This window comes from Spirosoma luteum DSM 19990 (genome assembly GCF_000374065.1).
GTDB lineage: Bacteria > Bacteroidota > Bacteroidia > Cytophagales > Spirosomataceae > Spirosoma > Spirosoma luteum.
Window position 1 is genome coordinate 1 of sequence record NZ_KB893269.1, and the last position, 21192, is coordinate 21192.

Annotated in this window: 16 protein-coding genes, 1 tRNA gene and 2 pseudogenes; 12 read left to right on the forward strand and 7 right to left on the reverse strand. The window is 49.8% G+C overall.

Annotated elements, in window-relative coordinates; all coding sequences use genetic code 11:
• Positions 1-242: pseudogene (locus tag B156_RS30930) on the reverse strand (T9SS type A sorting domain-containing protein); the annotation flags it as partial.
• Positions 243-701: 459 nt separating this feature from the next.
• Between B156_RS30930 and gltB the strand changes: the two are divergent.
• Positions 702-5291, forward strand: coding sequence for a glutamate synthase large subunit (gene gltB / locus B156_RS0119335; RefSeq protein ID WP_018621431.1), 4590 nt, complete (start codon positions 702-704; stop codon positions 5289-5291).
• Positions 5292-5516: 225 nt separating this feature from the next.
• On the forward strand, positions 5517-7007 hold the full coding sequence (locus tag B156_RS0119340) for a glutamate synthase subunit beta (RefSeq protein ID WP_018621432.1): 1491 nt from the start codon (positions 5517-5519) through the stop codon (positions 7005-7007).
• 144 nt (positions 7008-7151) lie between these two features.
• Here B156_RS0119340 and B156_RS32425 read toward each other — a convergent pair whose 3' ends face one another.
• From B156_RS32425 to B156_RS0119365, 4 genes are all read right to left on the reverse strand, one after another.
• On the reverse strand, positions 7152-7286 hold the full coding sequence (locus B156_RS32425) for a hypothetical protein (protein ID WP_018621433.1): 135 nt from the start codon (positions 7284-7286) through the stop codon (positions 7152-7154).
• 807 nt (positions 7287-8093) lie between these two features.
• The gene (locus B156_RS0119355) at positions 8094-9152 is read right to left on the reverse strand and encodes an NACHT domain-containing protein (RefSeq protein ID WP_018621434.1); all 1059 of its coding nucleotides are present in this window, start codon (positions 9150-9152) and stop codon (positions 8094-8096) included.
• A gap of 461 nt (positions 9153-9613) precedes the next feature.
• The gene (locus tag B156_RS0119360; protein ID WP_018621435.1) at positions 9614-9973 is read right to left on the reverse strand and encodes a hypothetical protein; all 360 of its coding nucleotides are present in this window, start codon (positions 9971-9973) and stop codon (positions 9614-9616) included.
• A 144-nt stretch (positions 9974-10117) separates the two neighbouring features.
• A tRNA-Ser gene (locus tag B156_RS0119365) sits at positions 10118-10202 on the reverse strand.
• A 180-nt stretch (positions 10203-10382) separates the two neighbouring features.
• On the opposite strand from B156_RS0119365, the gene purL reads away from it, so the two are divergent.
• From purL to B156_RS0119395, 6 genes are all read left to right on the forward strand, one after another.
• Positions 10383-12641 carry a phosphoribosylformylglycinamidine synthase subunit PurL gene (purL, locus tag B156_RS0119370; protein WP_018621436.1) on the forward strand — a complete coding sequence of 753 codons (2259 nt, stop codon included), beginning with the start codon at positions 10383-10385 and terminating at the stop codon, positions 12639-12641.
• 210 nt (positions 12642-12851) lie between these two features.
• A complete protein-coding gene (locus tag B156_RS0119375) occupies positions 12852-13655 on the forward strand; it encodes an inositol monophosphatase family protein (RefSeq protein ID WP_018621437.1) in 804 nt (267 codons plus the stop codon).
• 25 nt (positions 13656-13680) lie between these two features.
• The gene (locus tag B156_RS0119380) at positions 13681-14640 is read left to right on the forward strand and encodes a hypothetical protein (protein ID WP_018621438.1); all 960 of its coding nucleotides are present in this window, start codon (positions 13681-13683) and stop codon (positions 14638-14640) included.
• A gap of 11 nt (positions 14641-14651) precedes the next feature.
• Positions 14652-15194 (forward strand): YfiT family bacillithiol transferase, encoded by a 543-nt coding sequence (locus B156_RS0119385; protein ID WP_018621439.1) that lies wholly within the window; start codon positions 14652-14654, stop codon positions 15192-15194.
• Positions 15195-15227: 33 nt separating this feature from the next.
• Positions 15228-15392 carry a FeoB-associated Cys-rich membrane protein gene (locus tag B156_RS30935; protein WP_018621440.1) on the forward strand — a complete coding sequence of 55 codons (165 nt, stop codon included), beginning with the start codon at positions 15228-15230 and terminating at the stop codon, positions 15390-15392.
• A 42-nt stretch (positions 15393-15434) separates the two neighbouring features.
• The gene (locus B156_RS0119395) at positions 15435-16838 is read left to right on the forward strand and encodes a DUF4403 family protein (RefSeq protein ID WP_018621441.1); all 1404 of its coding nucleotides are present in this window, start codon (positions 15435-15437) and stop codon (positions 16836-16838) included.
• A 24-nt stretch (positions 16839-16862) separates the two neighbouring features.
• Here B156_RS0119395 and B156_RS0119400 read toward each other — a convergent pair whose 3' ends face one another.
• Positions 16863-17519, reverse strand: a complete 657-nt coding sequence (locus B156_RS0119400) for a DNA-3-methyladenine glycosylase family protein (protein WP_018621442.1) — start codon at positions 17517-17519, stop codon at positions 16863-16865.
• Between the two features lie 216 nt (positions 17520-17735).
• On the opposite strand from B156_RS0119400, the gene B156_RS0119405 reads away from it, so the two are divergent.
• Genes B156_RS0119405 through B156_RS0119420 form a run of 4 tightly spaced genes read left to right on the forward strand, consistent with a single transcriptional unit; the run spans position 17736 to position 20500 of the window.
• A complete protein-coding gene (locus B156_RS0119405; protein WP_018621443.1) occupies positions 17736-18593 on the forward strand; it encodes an ATP-binding cassette domain-containing protein in 858 nt (285 codons plus the stop codon).
• Complete coding sequence (locus B156_RS0119410; RefSeq protein ID WP_018621444.1) at positions 18590-19426, forward strand: hypothetical protein; 837 nt, start codon at positions 18590-18592, stop codon at positions 19424-19426. Before B156_RS0119405 ends, B156_RS0119410 begins: the two co-directional genes overlap by 4 nt.
• Positions 19427-19428: 2 nt before the next feature.
• Entirely contained in the window at positions 19429-19800 is a 372-nt protein-coding gene (locus B156_RS0119415; protein WP_018621445.1) for a GntR family transcriptional regulator, read from the forward strand.
• 7 nt (positions 19801-19807) lie between these two features.
• A complete protein-coding gene (locus B156_RS0119420; protein WP_018621446.1) occupies positions 19808-20500 on the forward strand; it encodes a hypothetical protein in 693 nt (230 codons plus the stop codon).
• A gap of 12 nt (positions 20501-20512) precedes the next feature.
• On the opposite strand, the pseudogene B156_RS29475 reads toward B156_RS0119420, so the two are convergent.
• Positions 20513-21150, reverse strand: a pseudogene (locus B156_RS29475) (glycoside hydrolase family 30 protein); the annotation flags it as partial.
• Positions 21151-21192: the final 42 nt, after the last annotated feature.

A 21192-nucleotide genomic window follows, 5' to 3' on the forward strand; every position in this document is an offset into this window, starting at 1 on the left:
GAGGATCCCGGCGGGATAGGCAGGGTCCTGGGTATTGAAGCGGAGAAGGGCACGCCCACTATGGCCGTCAGGCTGATGGGGGGCGGGTCGACTGGAGTTAGTAGTTTGAAGAACTCACTAGACTGAACCAGATGGCCAGTATCGATACGCCCTGGGTTGCCCTCCGCCCGTAAGTGCCAGGACAAGAGCAGCATCGAGCCCAATAACCAACCAAGAGAACGAATCGTATTTGTATTATTCATAACCGCAGGGTTTAGGATTACGATGATTCAAGTAACTCGTAATACTAATTAGCTCTGGTTAACAAACCGCTATACTTTTGTACCAACGGTAAATAATATACTGAATCGCCCACATTCATACTGTCTCGCAATTAGTTGGACAAATCTTTTGAAACGATGGTCAGCATGTTGTGGGGAGGGGGCATTGCCCCGTTATTCACTTTTCAAGAACATTTATAATCAAATTTACAATTAGTCCTATTACCTATTAAATTCTGGGAAAAGCTGTTTTTGCCAATTTTTTTTAGTACTATATTGCATGACTTTGTCACAAACGCCCGTCAGCCCGGTTACTATCTGCATATTCAAGCATAGGCCAGGCTATTCGTTACTTTAGATTTTCTCAATTTTCGCTGCCTTTTTTTGCTATTTTTCTAAGGAGAGTAGTAAGATAGGGCCTTACCCAACACTGTTACGACCATGTCTGATCAGGTTGACCAACCGGCGGGTCTTTACCGCCCCGAATTCGAACACGATAACTGCGGTATCGGCTTTGTGGCCCATATCAAGGGTCGCAAGTCTCACCAGATTGTTGCCGATGCGTTACAGATGCTCAGGCGGATGGAGCACCGGGGTGCCGTTGGCTCAGAACCAAACTCCGGCGATGGAGCGGGGTTGCTCATTCAGTTACCCCACGAGTTTTTTGTTGACGAAACCCGCAAACTTGGTATTCATCTTCCTCCCGCGCTGGAATATGGTGTGGGTATGGTCTATTTTCCCAAAGATGTATGGCTGCGCGAAGAGTGCCGTGCCGTGCTGAACCGGAAAATGAAAAAGATTGGCCTGGAATTGCTTTGTTACCGGGTAGTACCCGTCAATAATAGTGATCTGGGTAATGGCTCACGGTCGGCAGAACCCCAAATGGAGCAGGTCTTTATCAAACGGCCGTCCGAAATAACTAACCCCGACGACTTTGAGCGGAAACTATACATATTACGGAATACCAGCACCCGTATTATCAATGAAACGATAAACGGTGTTGACCATTTCTACTTCTCGTCCCTTTCCTGCCGCACTATTACCTACAAAGGGCAGCTAACGACCCTGCAACTGGAGCCTTACTTCCCGGATCTTCAGCAGGAGGAAGTTGTTTCGGCCATTGGTGTTGTCCACTCCCGCTTTTCAACCAATACATTCCCCTCCTGGAAACTGGCGCAACCTTTCCGGTATATTGCTCATAATGGCGAGATAAACACGGTACGGGGCAACGTGAACTGGATGAAGGCGGCCGAAGGCCTGCTTAAGTCGTCTAAGTTTACCCAGGATGAAATGGACATGCTGCTGCCCATCTGCGACCCCAAGCAGTCGGACTCGGCCAACCTGGATAATGCCATTGAATTGCTGGTTATGAGTGGCCGTTCACTGCCCCACGTCATGATGATGCTTGTTCCCGAAGCCTGGGATGGTAATGACCACATGGACCCCGTTCGGAAAGCGTTTTACGAATTCCACGCGGCCCTGATCGAACCCTGGGATGGCCCGGCTTCTATTTCCTTTACCGATGGCCGCATTGTAGGGGCTACCCTCGACCGGAATGGCCTGCGCCCTTCCCGTTTCTGGGTTACCAACGAGGATATCGTGATTATGGCCTCTGAGGTAGGCGTACTGGATATCGATCCCGCAACGGTGGTAACGAAAGGGCGTTTACAGCCGGGTAAAATGTTTCTGGTCGATATGGAGCAGGGACGGATCGTGTCGGACGAAGAGATTAAAGCCGAACTGTGTAGCCGCCAGCCGTATCAGGAATGGCTCGACCAGAACAAGATAAAGCTACAGGATTTAGAAACACCCATACGGACCTATAGCCATTATGACCCGGCTAAACTGCTCCGGATGCAACAGGCCTTTGGCTTTACCTCCGAAGACCTGCGGATGATTCTGGCCCCGATGGTAGAGACGGGCAAGGAAGCCCTCGGCTCAATGGGTACAGATGTACCACTGGCTATTCTGTCGGAACAGAGCCAGCATATGAGTCACTATTTCAAGCAGCTGTTCGCCCAGGTAACCAATCCACCCATCGACTCCATCCGGGAGCGGTCTATTATGTCGCTTATCTCCTTTGTGGGAGCAACGTATAACCTGCTTAGCGAATCGCCGGTACACTGCCGTCAGATCGAACTCGATCAGCCGGTACTGACCACCAAAGAGTTCGATAAACTCCGGTTCATTGACCGGCCCAGGTTCCAGGCTAAAACCATCAACTGCCTGTTCACTGCCGATGGAAAAGGGCAGTCACTCGAACGAGCCCTCGACCGTATTTGCCGCTACGCCGAAGATGCCATTCATGATGGGTACTCCATTCTCATTCTATCGGACCGGGCTATCGACTCCAGTCACGCCCCTATTCCATCGCTGCTGGCCACTTCGGCCATTCACCACTACCTGATTCGTCAGGGATTGCGGGGGAAGGTCGGTCTGTTGGTCGAAGCGGGCGACGCCTGGGAAACGCACCACGTGGCTACGCTTATTGGCTACGGGGCATCGGGCGTAAACCCGTATATGGCCTTCGAGACCATTGCGAACATGAAGCAGAAAGGGCTCCTGACTGTTGACTACGACCTCGATAAACTTTACCGGAACTACATTAAAGCCGTCAACGGCGAGTTGCTGAAGATCTTCTCGAAGATGGGGATTTCAACCCTGCAATCGTATCAGGGAGCCATGATCTTCGAGTGCCTTGGCTTGAACAACGACGTCATCAGCCGGTACTTTACGGGTACTATTTCGCGGATTGGCGGTATGGGGCTGGACGAAATTGCCCGGGAAATTCTGGTGCGGCACTCGGTGGCTTTCCCCGATATGCCCGTGCTGGCTCCCCGGCTGGAAGTGGGTGGTATTTACCAGTGGAAACAACGGGGTGAACGCCATATTTTCAACCCCGACACCATCCACCTGCTGCAACAGTCGACGAAGAAAAACGACTATGCGCTCTTTAAGAAATATTCCAAGCTGATTGACGATCAGACGCAGAAAGCCATTACGCTGCGCGGGCTGCTGAAATTCAAACGGGGTACGCCCGTACCGCTGGACGAAGTAGAGCCGGTCGAAAGCATCTTCAAGCGCTTTGCTACGGGTGCCATGTCGTTTGGGTCTATCTCGTGGGAAGCGCATACGACCTTAGCTATTGCCATGAACCGCATCGGCGGAAAGAGTAATTCGGGCGAGGGCGGTGAGGATGAACTGCGTTACACACCACTGGAAAACGGCGACAGCATGAATTCGGGTATCAAGCAGGTAGCTTCGGGGCGCTTTGGCGTAACGAGTTACTACCTGACAAACGCCCGCGAACTACAGATTAAGATGGCGCAGGGAGCCAAACCCGGCGAAGGTGGTCAGTTACCCGGTTTTAAAGTCGATGACTGGATTGGACGGACCCGCCACTCTACGCCCGGTGTAGGACTGATTTCGCCCCCGCCCCACCACGATATTTACTCGATTGAGGATTTAGCCCAGCTCATCTCCGACCTGAAAAATGCCAACCGGGCCGCCCGCATCAGCGTGAAGCTGGTGTCGGAAGCCGGGGTAGGGACCATTGCTGCGGGGGTTTCCAAAGCCCACGCCGACCATATCCTGATTTCGGGCCACGATGGCGGTACGGGAGCCTCTCCGCTGTCGAGTATCCGGCACGCGGGGCTTCCGTGGGAACTGGGACTGGCCGAAGCGCACCAGACCCTGGTCAAGAACAAACTGCGTGGTCGGGTAACGGTGCAGGCCGACGGGCAGATGCGCACCGGTCGCGATCTGGCGATTGCCGCGTTGCTGGGTGCCGAAGAATTCGGGGTTGCCACGGCGGCTCTGGTTGCTGCCGGTTGCATCATGATGCGGAAGTGCCACCTGAACACCTGCCCGGTGGGTGTGGCCACGCAGAACAAGGAACTCCGCGCCCTGTTTACGGGTAAGCCAGAGCACGTCGTGAATATGTTCACGTTCCTGGCGATGGAACTGCGGGAGATCATGGCCGAACTGGGTTTCCGTACCATCAACGAAATGGTGGGACAGGCGCAGATGCTGGAACTTCGCGACAACCTGCCGCACTGGAAATACAAGAACCTCAACCTCGATGCTCTGCTGTATAAAGAGCCAACCAACCTGGACGTGGCCCTGTACCAGCAGGAAGAACAAAACCATTACCTGGACGATGTGCTCGACCGGAAACTGATTGAGGTCGCTAAACCAATACTGGAGAACGCCGTACTGGGCGCATCCGAATCGGTTTATGCCGAGTTTACGGTCCAGAACATTGACCGGAGCATTGGTACGATGCTGTCCAACGAAATTTCGAAAGTGTACGGAGGTCCGGGTCTGCCCGAGAGTTCCATACACATCAAACTTCGGGGAACAGCCGGTCAGAGTTTCGGGGCGTTCGCTACGAGCGGTATCAAACTCGAACTGGAAGGCGACGCCAACGACTACTTCGGTAAAGGACTCTGTGGTGCCCAGCTCATTGTGTACCCCGACCGGACGGCCCAGTTTAAGCCGGAGGCCAACAGCATCGTTGGTAATGTGTCGTTCTACGGCGCCACGTCGGGCGAAGCGTTTATCCGGGGTATGGCCGGGGAGCGATTCTGCGTCCGCAATTCAGGGGCTAAAGTGGTGGTAGAAGGCGTGGGAGACCACGGCCTGGAATACATGACGGGTGGCCTGGCCGTTATTCTGGGGCAGACGGGGCGCAACTTTGCCGCCGGTATGTCGGGCGGGGTCGCGTACGTGTACGATCAGGATGGTACGTTTGCGGCCAAAGTAAACCCCGACATGGTCGATCTGGAAACCCTGACCGACGAGGACCAGGGTATTTTGCGCGAGTACATCGAGAAGCATTTTCAATATACCACCAGCAACGTAGCCCTAACCCTGATTCAGGACTGGGATAACCAGATTGGGCGGTTTGTGAAGGTAATGCCGGGCGATTTCCGACAGGCATTGGCCGGACGCGGTATTTCCCTGGCCGATCAGCTTCGCGACAAAAGTATTGTGTACCAGGACATAACTGTGGATTTGACGCAGGGGTAATGAAGCTCCCAAACTGCAAACAGGTCGAGGTTCAGGAAACTAAACTGACACACTATTACCTGTTGATTTATCTTCAACAGGTAAAGCTTTCATTAACGTGATATTTTCGTGCACATCCAGATTGCCTTGTTGAAAGGTAATCTGATCGATGAGTGACAAGGGTGATTTATCAATGGATTACTACGTACTGACTGGCTGTACTTTACTATCGGCCTGAATTATAAGATGGGAAAACCTACCGGATTTTTAGAATTTGCGCGCGAACTACCCAAAAAGCGCGACCCGCAGCAGCGGGTTCATGACTATAAGGAAATTGAGGTGCAGTTCACCCCGCAGGATACCCAGCGGCAGGCTGCCCGGTGTATGGACTGCGGAACGCCGTTTTGCCATAGTGGTTGCCCCCTGGGCAATATTATCCCGGAGTTCAATGATGCCGTGTACGAACAGAACTGGGCCTACGCCTACGAAATTCTGGCCAGTACCAACAACTTCCCGGAGTTTACGGGTCGTATCTGCCCGGCTCCCTGCGAAGCGTCGTGCGTGCTGGGCATCAACAAGCCACCGGTAGCGATTGAGTTTATCGAAAAATCAATCGCCGAAGAAGCCTTTAAGCAGGGATATGTAACACCCATAATTCCGAAAGAACGGACGGGTAAGCGGGTGGCCATTGTGGGTTCCGGCCCGGCAGGGCTGGCGGCTGCCGCGCAGATGAATAAGGCCGGGCACTCCGTTACCGTATTTGAACGCGCCGACCAGATTGGCGGACTCCTACGCTACGGCATCCCTGACTTCAAACTCGAAAAATGGACCATCGATCGTCGGCTGGCCGTTATGGAAGCCGAAGGGATTATATTCAAGCCGGGTGTTAACGTGGGTAAAGACCTGAAAGCGAACGACCTGCTGAATGATTTCGATCTGATCATGCTCACCGGTGGCTCAACCGTACCCCGCGATTTGCCGATTCCTGGCCGGGACCTGAAAGGGATTTACCCTGCTATGCAGTTCCTGAGTCAGCAGAACAAACGGAATGCCGAACTTCCGGTGGCGGTAGACCATCAGGGGGAGAGCTATACCGACGGCGATATTCTGGCAACGGGGAAAAACGTGGTGGTTATTGGTGGTGGTGATACCGGTTCCGACTGTGTTGGTACGTCTAACCGCCACGAGGCTGCCAGCGTAACCCAGATTGAGTTGATGCCCATGCCCCCGCAGGATCGGGCCGAAAGCACGCCCTGGCCTAACTGGCCCATGATGCTCCGTACCAGTACCTCGCACGAGGAAGGCTGTGAGCGACAGTGGTCCATCAACACCAAAGAGTTTATTGGGGATGAGAACGGAAACCTGAAAGCCCTACGGCTGGTTGACCTGACCTGGGAAAACAAGAATGGTCGTATGCAGATGGTGGAACTACCCGGTTCGGAGCGCGACGTTCCCTGCGAACTGGCGCTGCTGGCGGCTGGTTTTCTGCACCCGCAACACAACGGCCTGCTGGACGACCTCAATGTAGAGTATGATGAACGCGGCAACGTGAAAACTGTTAAGTACCAGACCACTACTAACCCGAAGGTATTTGCGGCTGGCGATTTGCGCCGGGGGCAATCCCTGGTGGTATGGGCCATATCGGAAGGCCGCGAAGCCGCCCGTGCCGCCGACTGCTACCTGATGGGGGAGACCATGCTCGAAGCCAAAGCCGTATCGATGATTTCGGTGGAGTAACGGGACAAGAGTAAACAGCGATTGCCCGGTAGTTGGTCTCAGGACTCACTACCGGGCAATCGCTGTTTTGGAGAATCAATCAATCGTATTTGTGGCTCGCCTTCCTGGATAAATTTCCTGCTAAAACGCAGGCGTAGCCACTTATTATTCCTTGCCTTTTTTGCTGGCTTCGGCTACGGCCTCCACAAACTCCTCAGTAGAAACGGTTTGCACGTACGGCTCATCCAGATCCTCGTCAACTAGTTGCTCCGGGTCAGGGGTTTGTTCGTCTGCATTCATGTGGCTGTTAATTTATGAGTGTCTAAAATCTGTAGTATGACCACGTTTATTAGCCCTCTCCGAGAAAAATGCAAAAAAAATGGCCCGGCTGCACCACCAGCCGGGCCTGGTAGCAAAACCGAGGCTTTACTCCCATTTGAGAACTCAAAGGTAAGTTAACAACCAACGCCATCCAAGAACTGATTCTGGTGAGGAATACCTATACCAATCGGCACATCATTAATACGCCATTGCATGAAACTATGTCCTGAACGCAATAACAATTATAAAGTACGCACTATCCACGATGAAAGGAGCAAAAAACGTGACTGCCACCTTGATAATGACTACGCCGGACGCTCTGCCATAGCTAAGACAAAGGTATTGATTGTGCATATGAAAGACCGATTAAGTATTATATAACTGTAACGGCATTCTATTTACACAATAAAATATGCTTACGGAATTATTCAGATGTGCTTCAATTTAGATAGTAAAGGAAATAAGAGTAACAGTCTGTTTAATCATCCTAGCTATTCACCAATAAAATTTTAACTGGTAGAGAGATTAAATTATTATAAGATAAATGTAGAAATTTAAGTATTAGCGATTAATACACCGATAAAACTAAGTTTATTTGCCTATAATGAAATTAGTAAAACAAGAGTACATGAATCAATTTAATCTATTACAGCCAGTGTGGAAAATCATTAAGGATGAAAAGAAATAATTGTAAATTATATGGCTAACCTTAAAATTTTTGTGTGATTCAATTGTTTTGTAGAAAGATAATCATTCTTAAAATTATTTCTTGTACATTAATTAAACCTAGTTTTTCGTATTCTTTTTTAATATAATTTCAACTTTTCTCCAAGTTGAAAGATTAATACGTTCATAGTATGGTAGTTTTATGAAATTTGGTGTTCTAGAAAACAAATTGCGAGTGATAATACATAACTTTAGATCTTCCTTAATTTCAATAGTACAATCGTTTAAAAAAAGTAAAGTTGAATTACTAACATTTGGTATTGTTAATAACTTACGTACTAAGCCAAATATTTGATCTTTATTTTGAAAGTTGGGAATTAGATAAACTATTGTTGCTCCTAATTCGAAAGACTGAGTGAAAATAGGAGCTTCATCTATTAACCTAGATAAAAGCCTTGAAAGAGAATTTTCGAAATTACCCCGATTGTAACTATTTTGGGGTTTTGTTTTACTAGTGGTGTAGTTGGAAATATCTAAATTTTCGTTTAACAATAAATTTGATAACCACAATCCAGAATCTTTGCTTATACAAATTGCGATAGCTAATGGATCTGGCCTCTCAAAAAAATAAGTAATTGTATTTCTAGAATAGGGTAATGATATTAAGTACTCTGCACATAAGTATTCCTGTAATGTTAAATGGCTAAATTCAAAAGTTTCATAACCCGCTTCTGAAATAATGCCGTTATGAGATTCTATTTCTGCAATGACTTCGTCTATTTCATCTCTTGGTAATGAATATTTATTGTGTATTATTTTATATATTTCGAATAATAGTTTCGAAGAGAATACATTACTTTTTATTTGGTAAGTCAAGTAAAAGGCAATTTCTTGTAAAAAATCTAATTTTTTTCGCACATTAAAATTAGCGTATTTCGACAACCTGACAATGTCACGACCATCATCCCAATCACGAATGATAAGGTATACGGCTTCTCGATATATTTCAAACGGACTCAGCGGCAGTGTTTGAGTTCTTTCGAATAATACTAATAATAAAGTAAGGTAGATTGGCCTATTCGCTAATTCATGATATGGTTTCTTATAAAGTAATTTTATGAAGTTAGTATTATCACCAAGCCATTTTTTTGAGATTACTTTTATGTCATCATTATTCAACGGCTGAATCTCATAAACATCAAAACCGTCTATAACTTTATTATTGATAGAGGATGTTCTAGATGTTAGAATGATCTTTGCGTTATTAATCTTTAATCCTAATTTTTTGCTATCCTTTAAAACTTTTCGTTGCTCAAAAGCAGAGATTTCATCAAAACCGTCTAGGAAAACAATCGCATTTATTGAATTTAAAAAATCTACAATAAAATTTTCTGCTAATATTTCAGTATCCCTTACGTGAATATTCGTTATCTTAATTTGTTTTTTATGAGTGACATTTTCACTGTCTTGTTCTTCAATCTCTTCAATGTGAGTTACGATTTTAGTTGTGATATTAAAAATTTTAAGAATCCCACTGTAAATATCACCACCATTATTTAATTCACGCAGTTTGATTAATATTGGAGTTGTGTACGAGTTCTCAAGATATTTTACTGAAAAAAAACTATTGATTAACCTTTTTACAGTTGTTGTTTTCCAGCTCCTGGTTTTCCTAGTATGATTATATTTCTATTCGCATTTAATATATCCTTCTCTGAGAAGTATGTCTCATTTTTATCCTTGCCGTATTTCGAAATTCTCGAAGATATATTCAGTTCAATTGTACTTTCCTCTACATGTTTTCGTTGACTCAAACCTATAAATGGAATATCAAATGACCAGTTTATAACTTCAGTGTAGTGATTTTGGAGGATCTTTGGAATGTCAGATTTTTCTAAAATTATTCCATCCTTTTTTAATATAGGAATAAATTGAAAAAAACGCTCTAACGCTTTCTCAACAAAAAACTCTACAGTTTTTGATCCAATGATAGATAGCATTATAAATTAATTAAGCATTATATATCAGCAAGATAGTTTTTAATGTGGTACAAAAATAATTTTTTTCAAAAAGGGCACCAATTTAAATGTGAGTAAACAAAAAGGCACTCAAATCGCTGATTATGAGTGCCTTTTTGTTCCTTGCAGAGAGAGAGGGATTCGAACCCCCGGACCTGTTACAGTCAGTGGTTTTCAAGACCACCGCAATCGACCACTCTGCCATCTCTCTTTCTGGATGCAAATATACACGCGTTTTGAGATTTGTCAACGACAGACGGGCCATTTTCCCCTAAATGCCGTAGTTTTGTGAATCTTTAAAGAGCGAAAGGGTGAAAGAGCGAAAGAGCGAAAATGCTGACGCGAACCTTTTGTTCTTTCACTCTTTCGCTCTTTCGCTCTTTCGCTAATCATGGATACCCTCGAATCCCTTCCCACGCTGGAAACTGCCCGCAAACTGGGCGTGTTACCCGATGAGTTTGACCGTATTGCCGAGATTTTGGGTCGTAAGCCTAACTTTACGGAACTGAGCATCTTCTCGGTGATGTGGTCGGAACACTGTTCCTACAAAAACTCCATTATCTGGCTTAAAACCCTACCCCGCGATGGGGATCGGATGCTGGCTAAAGCCGGGGAAGAAAATGCCGGTCTGGTTGATATTGGCGATGGGCTGGCCTGTTCGTTCAAGATTGAATCCCACAACCACCCCTCCGCACTGGAACCGTATCAGGGCGCGGCAACGGGCGTTGGCGGCATCAACCGCGATATATTTACGATGGGCGCCCGGCCCATTGCCCAGTTAAATTCGCTCCGTTTCGGTGCACTTGACCTCAAGAAAACCAAACGACTGCTACGCGGGGTGGTCAAAGGCATTGGCGACTACGGCAACGCCTTTGGCATACCAACCGTGGGGGGGGAACTTCATTTCGATGAATGCTACAACACCAACCCCCTTGTCAATGCCTTTTCGGCGGGTATTGTGGAGGTGGGGAAATCCGCGAAAGCAACCAGTTTTGGCGTGGGTAACCCGGTATTTATCGTTGGCTCGGCTACGGGGAAAGATGGGATTCACGGTGCCACGTTCGCGTCGGAGGATATTTCGGCCGCATCGACGGATAAACTGCCCGCCGTGCAGGTGGGTGATCCGTTCATGGAGAAACTGCTGCTCGAAGCCACGCTCGAAATCATCGCCACGGGTTATGTGATTGGTATTCAGGACATGGGAGCGGCTGGTATCATCTGCTCCACGTCCGAGATGAGTGCCAAAGGGGAACACGGTATGATTATCGACCTCGACAAAGTACCGACCCGCCAGCCCAACATGGCCCCGTTCGAAATTCTGCTGTCGGAGTCGCAGGAGCGGATGCTGGTGGTTATCGAGAAAGGAAAAGAGGCCATTATCCAGGGAATATTCGACAAGTGGGACCTGAACTGCGCCCAGATTGGGGAAGTGACAGCACGGGGCGAAAACGACCTGGGACGGCTGCACTTCTACCGCTACGGCGAACTGGTGGCCGATGTTCCCGCTTACGACCTCGTACTCGGCGGGGGGGCTCCCCAGTATCAGCGCGAATATAAAGAACCGGCTTACATTAAGGAATACGCCAAGTTTAACGCCGACGACGTAGACGACATTGAGGTGGACGACATTAAAAAGATAGCCGAACACCTGCTGACCCACCCAAATATCTGCTCCCGCAAGTGGGTGTATGAACAGTATGACTCCATGGTGGGAACGGCCAACCGCAGCACCAATGCGCCTTCCGATGCGGCCGTGGTGCGTGTAAAAGGCCCCGGCCTGCCCGCTACCGATAAATCCATCGTTATTACGGTAGACTGCAACAGCCGGTACGTAAACGCCAATCCGCGTCAGGGAGCCATGATTGCTGTGGCCGAAGCCTGCCGCAATATCGTTTGCAGCGGGGGTGAGCCGCTGGCCGTTACCAACAACCTGAACTTTGGGAATCCCTACGTGCCGGAAGTATACTGGCAATTTGTGGAAGCGGTGCAGGGTATGGGCGAAGCCTGTAAGCGGTTTAGTACGCCGGTGACGGGCGGGAACGTGAGTTTCTATAACCAAAGTTCGGACGATGGGCCGGTATTTCCGACCCCAACCATCGGGATGCTGGGGCTGATGGACAACCCTGACCACCGCATGACGCTGAATTTCAAAAATGAAGGCGACCTGATTTACCTCATTGGACCTTCCACAAATGACATTGCATCGTCGGAGTATCTGTATTCGTACCTCGGCATCAAAGCCTCGCCCGCTCCCCATTTCGATTTTGAAACGGAATGGCGCGTGCAGGAAAGCATCAAAACCATGAACCGGCACGGCTGGCTTCAGTCGGCGCACGATGTGTCGGACGGGGGGCTGTTCATTACGCTGGCCGAATCGGCGATGGCAGGTAATCTTGGCTTCGACATAGGGATTGATACCCGGCACCGCACGGATTCCTTTTTGTTTGGCGAAAGTCAGAGCCGGGTTGTCATCTCCATCACGCCCGACCAGCGGCAGCACGTAGTGGGCTACCTGGAAGACAGCGTCCTGCCGTTCCGGCACCTAGGCACGGTAACGAAGAGCAGCTTCGTAATGGATGAAACGACCATCATGACGGTTGATGAGGCAAAAAATCTGTACGACAACGCATTGGGCGATATTATGCAGTGAATTTGTTAAAATCAATCCTGTAAAAAATAGGTGCCCAATCAGAACGGGAAAAAGTGGGAAAAATAAACTACTTGTGCTTGTCATTTCGACGGAGGAGAAATCTAAATTGTAATGCCTAGAGAGATTTCTCCTGCGTCGAAATGACAAAATTGGAAGACAAACACAGTTTAATTTTTCAACCATTTTATTATCCGATTTTATTTACTCATTATGCTCAACGATTTAGCCGCCCTTACCCGCGAAATTAACACGATTGCCAAAGATGCCGGGGCGTTTCTGCTCCAGGAACGAAGCAAGTTCCAGCGCGATGCCATTGAATACAAGGGCCTGAACAACCTGGTGTCCTACGTCGATAAGGAAACCGAAAAAGAGTTGGTCAAAAAGCTGAGTCAGCTACTACCCGAAGCCGGGTTCATCACCGAAGAAGGCACTACCGAGCAGGAGGCCGACCAGTCGGCCCTGAACTGGATCATCGACCCGCTCGACGGTACGGCTAACTTCATTCACGGACTCCCCATTTTCTCGGTCAGCATCGGACTGGCGCAGGGTAAAACACCCATCGCCGGGGTGGTCTATGACCCTAATCGCGACGAGTGTTTTTCGGCCTGGCAGGGTGGGGGAGCGTATTGCAACGAAACCCGTCTGTCGGTTTCGCCCGTTACCAGGCTGGGTGAAAGCATGATTGCCACGGGCTTTCCGTATTATAGCTTCGACAAGATGCCTAAATACCTGCGCATTCTGGAAACGCTCATGCAGCAAACCCACGGCCTGCGTCGACTGGGGTCGGCGGCTATTGATCTGGCCTACGTAGCCGCCGGGCGATTCGAGGCTTTTTATGAATACAACCTCAATTCCTGGGATATGGCCGCCGGGGTGCTGCTCGTGCGCGAAGCCGGTGGTCTCGTTACCGATTTTGAGGGGGGCGATGAATTCCTGTTTCGGGGCGACGTTATTGCGAGCTGTGGCGTACATCCGGAACTGATCGGGGTTATTCAGGAATACTGGGCTCAATAAATACTTAAATCGACTATCATCAGCCATGGCCAAACGTCTGCTTACCAGTGTGTTCATGACTCTTGCACTGGCTGGTCTGCTGGCCTGTAGCCATCTGGACGTTCTTCAGCCAGTTACCCGGTCTACCGATCAGATTGCCCGGATTCGGGAATGGCTGGTTACCCGGCCGGCTGTGACCAATCAGTCATCCGTCGATTCACTTCGGAATCTGAAACTGGAGGATGGCTATCATTTCGTTGAATACGCCTGGAGCAGCACGTTCACCTATGATGCCCGGGAGCGGCTGATTGCCGAGGATATGGACGGGTATCGGGATTCCGGTGATTATGGGATTGAAAAAAAGAAGGTAGCCTATCGGTATTCATACCAGCCCGATGAACTGGTGGCCACACAAACAACAACATTCGGGGGGAATTATCGATCAGAGACTAGTCAGCATCTTTCGCTCAACCAACAGGGCCGGGTAGCGGCAGCTCCTTTACTGGCAGGACTGGGTTATTGGGGGCAGTATTCAATGAGCCAATTGGTGAAAGATGCCGTAATGCCCTTTGCCAAAGATGTGCTCCGCACCTACAATGCGGAGGGATTATTGATCAAAACGCAGTCGGACCTCGTTGCTGCGCCACCAGAATTATTCAGGACAGTGCGGGTGCAGCAGGTTGATAAAGGCAATGTTACCAGTGTACAGATTCAACGTCTGGATAAGAATTTAACGACTACAGCGACTTCTGCACCAGTCGTAGTGGAGTCGATTCGGTATACGTACGATCCGGCAAAGCCCGGTTTCCGAAGCCCGTATCAGTTTATGGGCGTTACTAACCGAAACCTGATTGTTCAATCGGTCAGGCATGTTGCTACTGGTGGCGCCGACCAAATTTCAGACTACCAGTACGAGTTTGACGACAAAGGCCGGGTGAAGCACTACATCATCAGGAATAGCGTATATGACACTATCGTTGGCGATATTACCTACGTGCAACCTTAATTATGAACCCAATGCAGCATCAAACGTCAGACACCCTTCGCTACCCCATCGGTGATTTCGTGCACGGTCAGGAATTCTCCGGCCCGGAAACGCAGCAGCACATCGCTACCCTTGCTGAACTACCTGTTAAACTAACCCGACTCGTTGGGAAATGGGGGGATGACCGGCTCGATACGCCCTACCGGCCCGATGGCTGGACGGTGCGGCAACTGGTCCATCACATGGCCGATAGCCACATGAATGCCTATGTACGTACCAAACTGGCGCTGACGGAGGATAACCCAACCATCAGCCCCTACGAAGAAGGCGAATGGGCCAAACTCCCCGACTCCAGGCTCGACGTGGCTCCATCACTGGTTATTCTTCATAACCTGCACCTGCGCTGGGTCGCTATTCTGGAGGCACTGGCGGAACCGGAGTTGGAACGAACCTATTTCCACCCGGCGAGTGAAAAGACGTTTCCCATCCGGCAGGTGATTGCCCTTTACGCCTGGCATGGTGAACACCACTATCAGCACGCCTATCGACTGGCCGAACGGAACGGATGGGAATAAGGTTTATAGAATACCATGAACTGAATACAGGCAATGCAGGAACTCATCATTTTACTGGTATTTGTTGCGGCCCTGGTCTATTTAGGCCGTCGGCTGTACGGGAGCTTCGCTAAAAAACAGGCAGGTTGCGGCAAAGGCTGTGGCTGCGCAACAGAGGCAAAATCATCGTCCCTGCTCGTCACGAAAAGATATAAGTAGCCTTCGTTAACATTTCGTTAACCTAACAGTTCTGTTGTAGCCATGAACCTACAACGAACCATCAGATTATTACTTCTATTCGCGTCAATACTTGTATTTGACGCCTGCAAAAAGCGTGTCCAGTCCGACACGCCCCTACAGGAAGCATTTGAACCACCGATTGAAGACCCCATATCCTACGTAGCGGGGAACCTCACGTTCAACATCCGGGACCTGGAAGCCAAAATCAACAAGGGGCTATCAACCACGCTGGTACCGGAAGAAACCTTTAAAGGTAAGAAGGGTGAAGCCTGGAAACTTCGCGTTGAACGCACCGGCCCCATCAAAATTAAGTACGCTAATCGGCAGGTCATTTTATCGGCCCCATTGCAGGTATGGTACAGTAATCCCATTGGGCTGCGCCGGAGCGACAAACGGAAAAGTCGTTCCCTTTGCGCACTGGCCATTAATTTAAAAAGCCCTATTTCGGTTAGTCCAGAGTGGCGGTTAATTACGAAAGTTAAGTTTGATGAATACCAGTGGACCGAGGAGCCGAAAGTTCAATTGCTGGGTATAAAGATAAACGTCCGGAAACTGGCCGAAACCATTCTGGACAAGCGACGACCGGAGATTGAACAGGCCATTGACCGGGCGGTTCGTAAGGGACTACGCCTGGACAAACAGGTAAGTAAAGTATGGCGCGATCTGCAAAAACCACTTCGAATTACCAAAAAACCCGAAAGTATCTGGCTGCTCCCCAAGCCCTTCAGCATTGCATCGGCCCCGGTGTATGGCAACGCCAACGAAATTACGGTGCCTATCCAGATTGCATTCCGGGTTAAAACCCACATTGGCGAACAGCCGGTTATTGCCCCTGATTCGCTGGAGCAGCTACCCCGGCTGCTGCACCGGAATGAACTGCCCGACTCTTCCCGGCTGGAGGTGCTGTCCTTTGTACCCTATAAGGATATTAACCAGGTACTGGAGCAACTCCTGCACCAAAAGAAAATCAGCCTGGCGGGGGGGGATCTGAACGTAAAGGGGGGGGCGGTCTACGGCAGTGGTAAGATGCTGATTTTGAAAGCTGATGTGGGTGGTGCCGTCAATGGAACGCTGTATCTCCATGGCCAGCCTACCTACGACACCCTGACCAACACACTACGAATTAAGAATGTCGATTTCGACCTGGTGACGCGGGAATACCTGATGGCCACAGCCGACTGGCTGCTGCACGATCACCTGCGTGATACGATTCAGTCGAAACTGGTAATACCGCTGGGGAAACCTATATCTACCATACCCGAAAAAATTGAAACGGCTTTTGCCAAAGCCAAAGTAAGCCAGAAAACGGACCTCGATATTGATACCTTCCAGATGGTACCCCAGCGAATTCTGGTGCAGCCGGAGGGAATCCAGGTGCTGATTAAGGTGAAGTCTAAACTGGCCGTAAAAATGAAGCGGTTATAAACCTGTCTGGCAGGTGCCAGCCCGTTAGGAGAGGGGTTTCCAGCGCCAAAGGTACCGGCTGGCGGTGGTACGATAGGGTCGCCAGGCTTCCGCAATTTCCTGCAATACCTTATAAAGGGCTTTTCCCGTCAGGCCATTGGTCTGTTCGGGGTAGGCCAGCATCATTCGCTGCCGGATAATCAGGTCATCGATGGGGAACACGTCGGGCCGGTCCAGCACAAACATCAGCAGCATCTCCACCGTCCACCGCCCCACACCTTTTATCGGCAACAGGTACTGTACGATCTCTTCATCGGTCATGGCATCCAGATACAGCCGCGTCAGCGGGCTGGTGAGCGAAAACTCCGCCACACTTTGCAGGTACTTTATTTTTTGAAACGACAACCCCGCACTGCGTAATTCTTCCGTTGTTTTCAACAGTAACGCGTCGGCCTGCGGGTAATTGTCGGGAAACAAGGCACAGAATCGGGCAAAAATCGCATCAGCGGCTTTCACTGAAATCTGCTGCGACACGATGCTTTCCAGCAGGGAAACGTACACCCGATTTCGTTCCGGCAAATCACCCGTATAGGTATCGGCGAAAGGCGCAATGGGTTTAGGCGCGGGTGTTTCAGCAATAAGCCGGGCCATAACAGGGTCCTGCGCAAGGTGGAGCAACGGGTCGGAATTGGTTGGGTGCATGCGTACGTGAAAATAGACAGAAATGGGCTATTGAAAATGACCAATCAGGTAGGTAAAAGGATAAACAGATGAATCGTTCGTATTGGTACAAAAAATGCGCTCCCTGGAATAACTACGCCCGAAAAATTATTTTCCCGTATTCCTTGACTTAGAGAAATGATACTGTTACTATTGTAGTGTACTATGCATCTAATACACTACAATAGATTTTCCTTTATGATTGATTTACGAACGGTATCATTTGGGTACCAGCGAAATAAACGGCTGTATGAAGGGATAAACCTGAGCCTTTTACCCGGTTCAATTTATGGCTTGCTGGGGCCAAACGGAGCCGGAAAATCAACGCTGTTACGGCTCCTATCCGGCTTGCTGTACCCCAAAGAGGGCAGTATTCAGGTGAATGGCTATAATCCCGGTCAGCGTCGTCCGGCCTTTCTGGAGGAGTTGTTTCTGCTACCCGAAGAAATTCACGTACCGGCGGTACGCATCCGGGAGTTCGTTAATGCCAACGCCCCCTTCTATCCCCGCTTTGACCGGGCGCAGATGGCGGGTTACATCCGCGAGTTTGGCCTTACCGACGACCAGAAACTACATGAACTGTCGTACGGACAGAAAAAGAAAATCCTGATTGGCTTCGGCCTGGCTACGAACACGGCGGTGTTGCTGATGGACGAGCCGACGAATGGCCTGGACATCCCTTCGAAAAGTCAGTTCCGGCGATTGGTAGCCGGGGCCGTCGATGAAAACCGGACGGTCATTATTTCAACCCATCAGGTGCGCGACCTCGAAACTCTCATCGACCCAATCGTCATTTTATCCGGGCAGGGTATTGCGCTCAAAGCCAGTGTCGAACGAATTACGGAGCGGCTGTGGTTTGGGCTGGTATCTGACCTGGACCCTGACCATCCGGCCCTGTATACTGAACGGGCCGTGGGCGGATATGCCATCGTGACCGAAAACCGCACCGGCGCACCCAGCCGGCTTGATTTAGAGCGGCTTTTCAACGTCGTGCAGGCGGAGCCGGAACGTATCCGGAAACTATTCTCATCTACTTTAACCCCCGCCAACGCATGAATCAGACGTTTTTAATAGCCCGTTTCGGGCGGTTGCTGCGCAAGTATTTTACCGACAACCGGGGTCAGTTGCTGGCTAATGCCGGATTGCTCATCGGGGGTTTATTTGTGGCGAGTGTGTTCGCCTATCAGGGTTCGCCCGGAGCGGTAACAGAGATGAGAACAGTGCTGTTTTTTGTCCTCGGCTGGTCCTGTTGGTACGTATTTGCCGTGCAGCAGATCAACGTATTAAATCATAAAGAACGTGCCATGAACTACCTGATGCAACCAGCCTCGCAGTTCGAAAAACTAGTGCTTATCTGGCTCGTTTCGGGTGTAGGCTTTGTGCTGGTTTTTACCTCGGTATTCGCTCTGTCTGACAGCGTGGGCGTCTGGTTCGTCAACCACCGCGACTGGTCGCCGGAGCAATTAGCCATGATTGAAGGGCAGGGAAGTTTATTTACAATAAAGCCTTTTTTTGTCGATTCCCATACAGGTAACGTACCGGTGCAGTTATGGGCTTTTTCAGCTCTGCTTCATGCGTTCACGATGGCTTTTGCCCTGGTGGTCCGGCGTTATACGTTGCCATTGGTGGCCGTCATTGCGTTTGCCCTGCTCATTTTCAGTTACCTCGGCAACAACGCTCTGCTGCATATGCTGACTGGCTCCGGCAGAATCAGCAGCGTTAGTCCTTTTGCGCAGGCCACTGCTCAGTCTCCTGTCAATCTGTATGATTACCGGACGATAGTACTGCCCCAACCCCTGAGCAATCAGTTGCGATACGCTGGGGGTATTATCGCCGTTATTTTATTGTATGTCACGGCCTACGTCCGGCTGAAAGAACGGGAGGTATAGCGATGGATTTTAGAGATAAACAAGCCATTTACCTGCAAATAGCTGACTACGTGAGCGAGCAGATTTTGCTGAACCGCTGGGCTGCGGGGGAAAAGATTCCGTCGGTGCGCGATTTGGCCGCTGAACTGGAAGTAAATCCTAATACCGTAATGCGGACCTATGAATTCTTAAGTCAGCAGGGCATTATTGCCAACAAACGTGGCATCGGGTATTTCCCGGCCGAGGATGCCAGCGACCGGATCAAGACCTATCGACGGGAGCAGTTTCTGGCGAACGACCTGCCGGTTTTCTTCCGGAATATGTACCTGCTGGGCATCGAATTGACCGAAATAGAATCCCGCTACGAGCAGTTCGTAACCGCTCATTATGAATGAATAAACCATGAAAAAAAGCCATATTCTGCTGATCGTGATTGCGTTGATTACTCTTACCGGGATGGTTGCCACCGATGTGCTGCTCAAACAGCAGTACGGGCGTATCGACTGGCGCAACCCGTACCAGAATTTTGAAAAAAGACCCCTGCCAATGGCAATACATTGGGTTATTGAAGGCACACCCAGCGCCGAAATCGTGGTACTGGAAAGCGTAGATAGCCTACAGGCGTTGATAGCCCCTGACATGGCCGAATTTTACAGCACCCGGCAGCATGGGGATACGTTATTTGTGAAATTTACCCCCGACTATGTTGGTTATCAGGGAGAGCCACGTAACGATGCTGATCCTGATCGAAAATTGAGTGTTCGGCTAGTGCTTCGATTACCAAAACTGCAAACCCTGCGGATTAAGGACGGGCGGGTAACGCTGTCAGAATTAAAAAAGGACAGCTTGCGGGTAACCTTACAGAACAGCCGACTCCGAACGGTAGGAATGACTATAGCTGATATGTTTTCGCTGGTAGCCAGTCAGAATAGCTTCGCCGTTTTTGGGTCTGACCAATACAAGTCCTTACAGGCTACGGTGCAGGATTCCAGCGGTATCTGGCTGAACGATACGCAGGTAGAGGCCTTTGCCGTACAGACATCGCCTAAGGCAGAAGTGCAGTTGAAAGGGCGGGCGCTGACGTGGGTGAAGTGAACCGAATAGTCGTTAACGCCACACGTACGTTCCCACCGCCCCACCGGCCAGCGTTGCGTTTACCTGTTTCCCCTGGCTGTCGATACTGAATCGTTGAGGTAGTTTGCTGTCGTTCAATACGATGAGTACCAGATGGCCATCGGGCGTTTTGAACGCCACGTTTGGTAGGTTTTTTGATTCGTCGGAGGCAATGCGGACGGAGCCGGGCCGGACGAACTTGGCCGCCACGGCCAAATTGTAATAAGCCGGATTGCGGGTCACCTGATTGCCGTCAATGGTCAAGGCACCCAGCACTTATCGCAGCCGCCCGGCGTGTGTGGGTTTTGGTTTGGGTCGGCGGCTAAATTCCATTGTAACACGTTCCGGCTCCAGTTGCGGGTGGCACCAATAATCAGCTCGCGAACGTGCCACGCTAAATCCCCTTTCATGTTGCCCGGTGCGCCAATCCACTGCTCGGTGAAGTACAGGTTTTTGTCGGGATAGGCGTTGTGTACCTCCGACAGAGCACTGATCGGCCCAGCGTACAGGTGAAAGGCCGACCCATCCACGTACTTTTAGGCTTCCGGTTCGTTGAGCACCGTAATCGGTTTGTCGGGCCGGTCGGCATTGTGGTCGTACATAATAATTTTCGTTTTCAGGTTGGCTGCTTTGAGCTCGAAAGGTTATTGATTGCAGACCTTTGGAAAAACGGG

What these genes read in the sequence shown, in the direction of transcription:
- B156_RS0119410 (WP_018621444.1), top strand. Translation starts at nt 18,590, where the DNA reads ATGAATCAGACGTTTTTAATAGCCCGTTTCGGGCGGTTGCTGCGCAAG.
- B156_RS0119420 (WP_018621446.1), top strand. Translation starts at nt 19,808, where the DNA reads ATGAAAAAAAGCCATATTCTGCTGATCGTGATTGCGTTGATTACTCTT.
- B156_RS0119385 (WP_018621439.1), top strand. Translation starts at nt 14,652, where the DNA reads ATGCAGCATCAAACGTCAGACACCCTTCGCTACCCCATCGGTGATTTC.
- B156_RS32425 (WP_018621433.1), bottom strand. Translation starts at nt 7,286, where the DNA reads ATGAATGCAGACGAACAAACCCCTGACCCGGAGCAACTAGTTGACGAG.
- B156_RS0119340 (WP_018621432.1), top strand. Translation starts at nt 5,517, where the DNA reads ATGGGAAAACCTACCGGATTTTTAGAATTTGCGCGCGAACTACCCAAA.
- B156_RS0119405 (WP_018621443.1), top strand. Translation starts at nt 17,736, where the DNA reads ATGATTGATTTACGAACGGTATCATTTGGGTACCAGCGAAATAAACGG.
- B156_RS0119415 (WP_018621445.1), top strand. Translation starts at nt 19,429, where the DNA reads ATGGATTTTAGAGATAAACAAGCCATTTACCTGCAAATAGCTGACTAC.
- B156_RS0119375 (WP_018621437.1), top strand. Translation starts at nt 12,852, where the DNA reads ATGCTCAACGATTTAGCCGCCCTTACCCGCGAAATTAACACGATTGCC.
- B156_RS0119380 (WP_018621438.1), top strand. Translation starts at nt 13,681, where the DNA reads ATGGCCAAACGTCTGCTTACCAGTGTGTTCATGACTCTTGCACTGGCT.
- B156_RS0119360 (WP_018621435.1), bottom strand. Translation starts at nt 9,973, where the DNA reads ATGCTATCTATCATTGGATCAAAAACTGTAGAGTTTTTTGTTGAGAAA.
- B156_RS0119395 (WP_018621441.1), top strand. Translation starts at nt 15,435, where the DNA reads ATGAACCTACAACGAACCATCAGATTATTACTTCTATTCGCGTCAATA.
- purL (WP_018621436.1), top strand. Translation starts at nt 10,383, where the DNA reads ATGGATACCCTCGAATCCCTTCCCACGCTGGAAACTGCCCGCAAACTG.
- B156_RS0119400 (WP_018621442.1), bottom strand. Translation starts at nt 17,519, where the DNA reads ATGCACCCAACCAATTCCGACCCGTTGCTCCACCTTGCGCAGGACCCT.
- B156_RS30935 (WP_018621440.1), top strand. Translation starts at nt 15,228, where the DNA reads ATGCAGGAACTCATCATTTTACTGGTATTTGTTGCGGCCCTGGTCTAT.
- gltB (WP_018621431.1), top strand. Translation starts at nt 702, where the DNA reads ATGTCTGATCAGGTTGACCAACCGGCGGGTCTTTACCGCCCCGAATTC.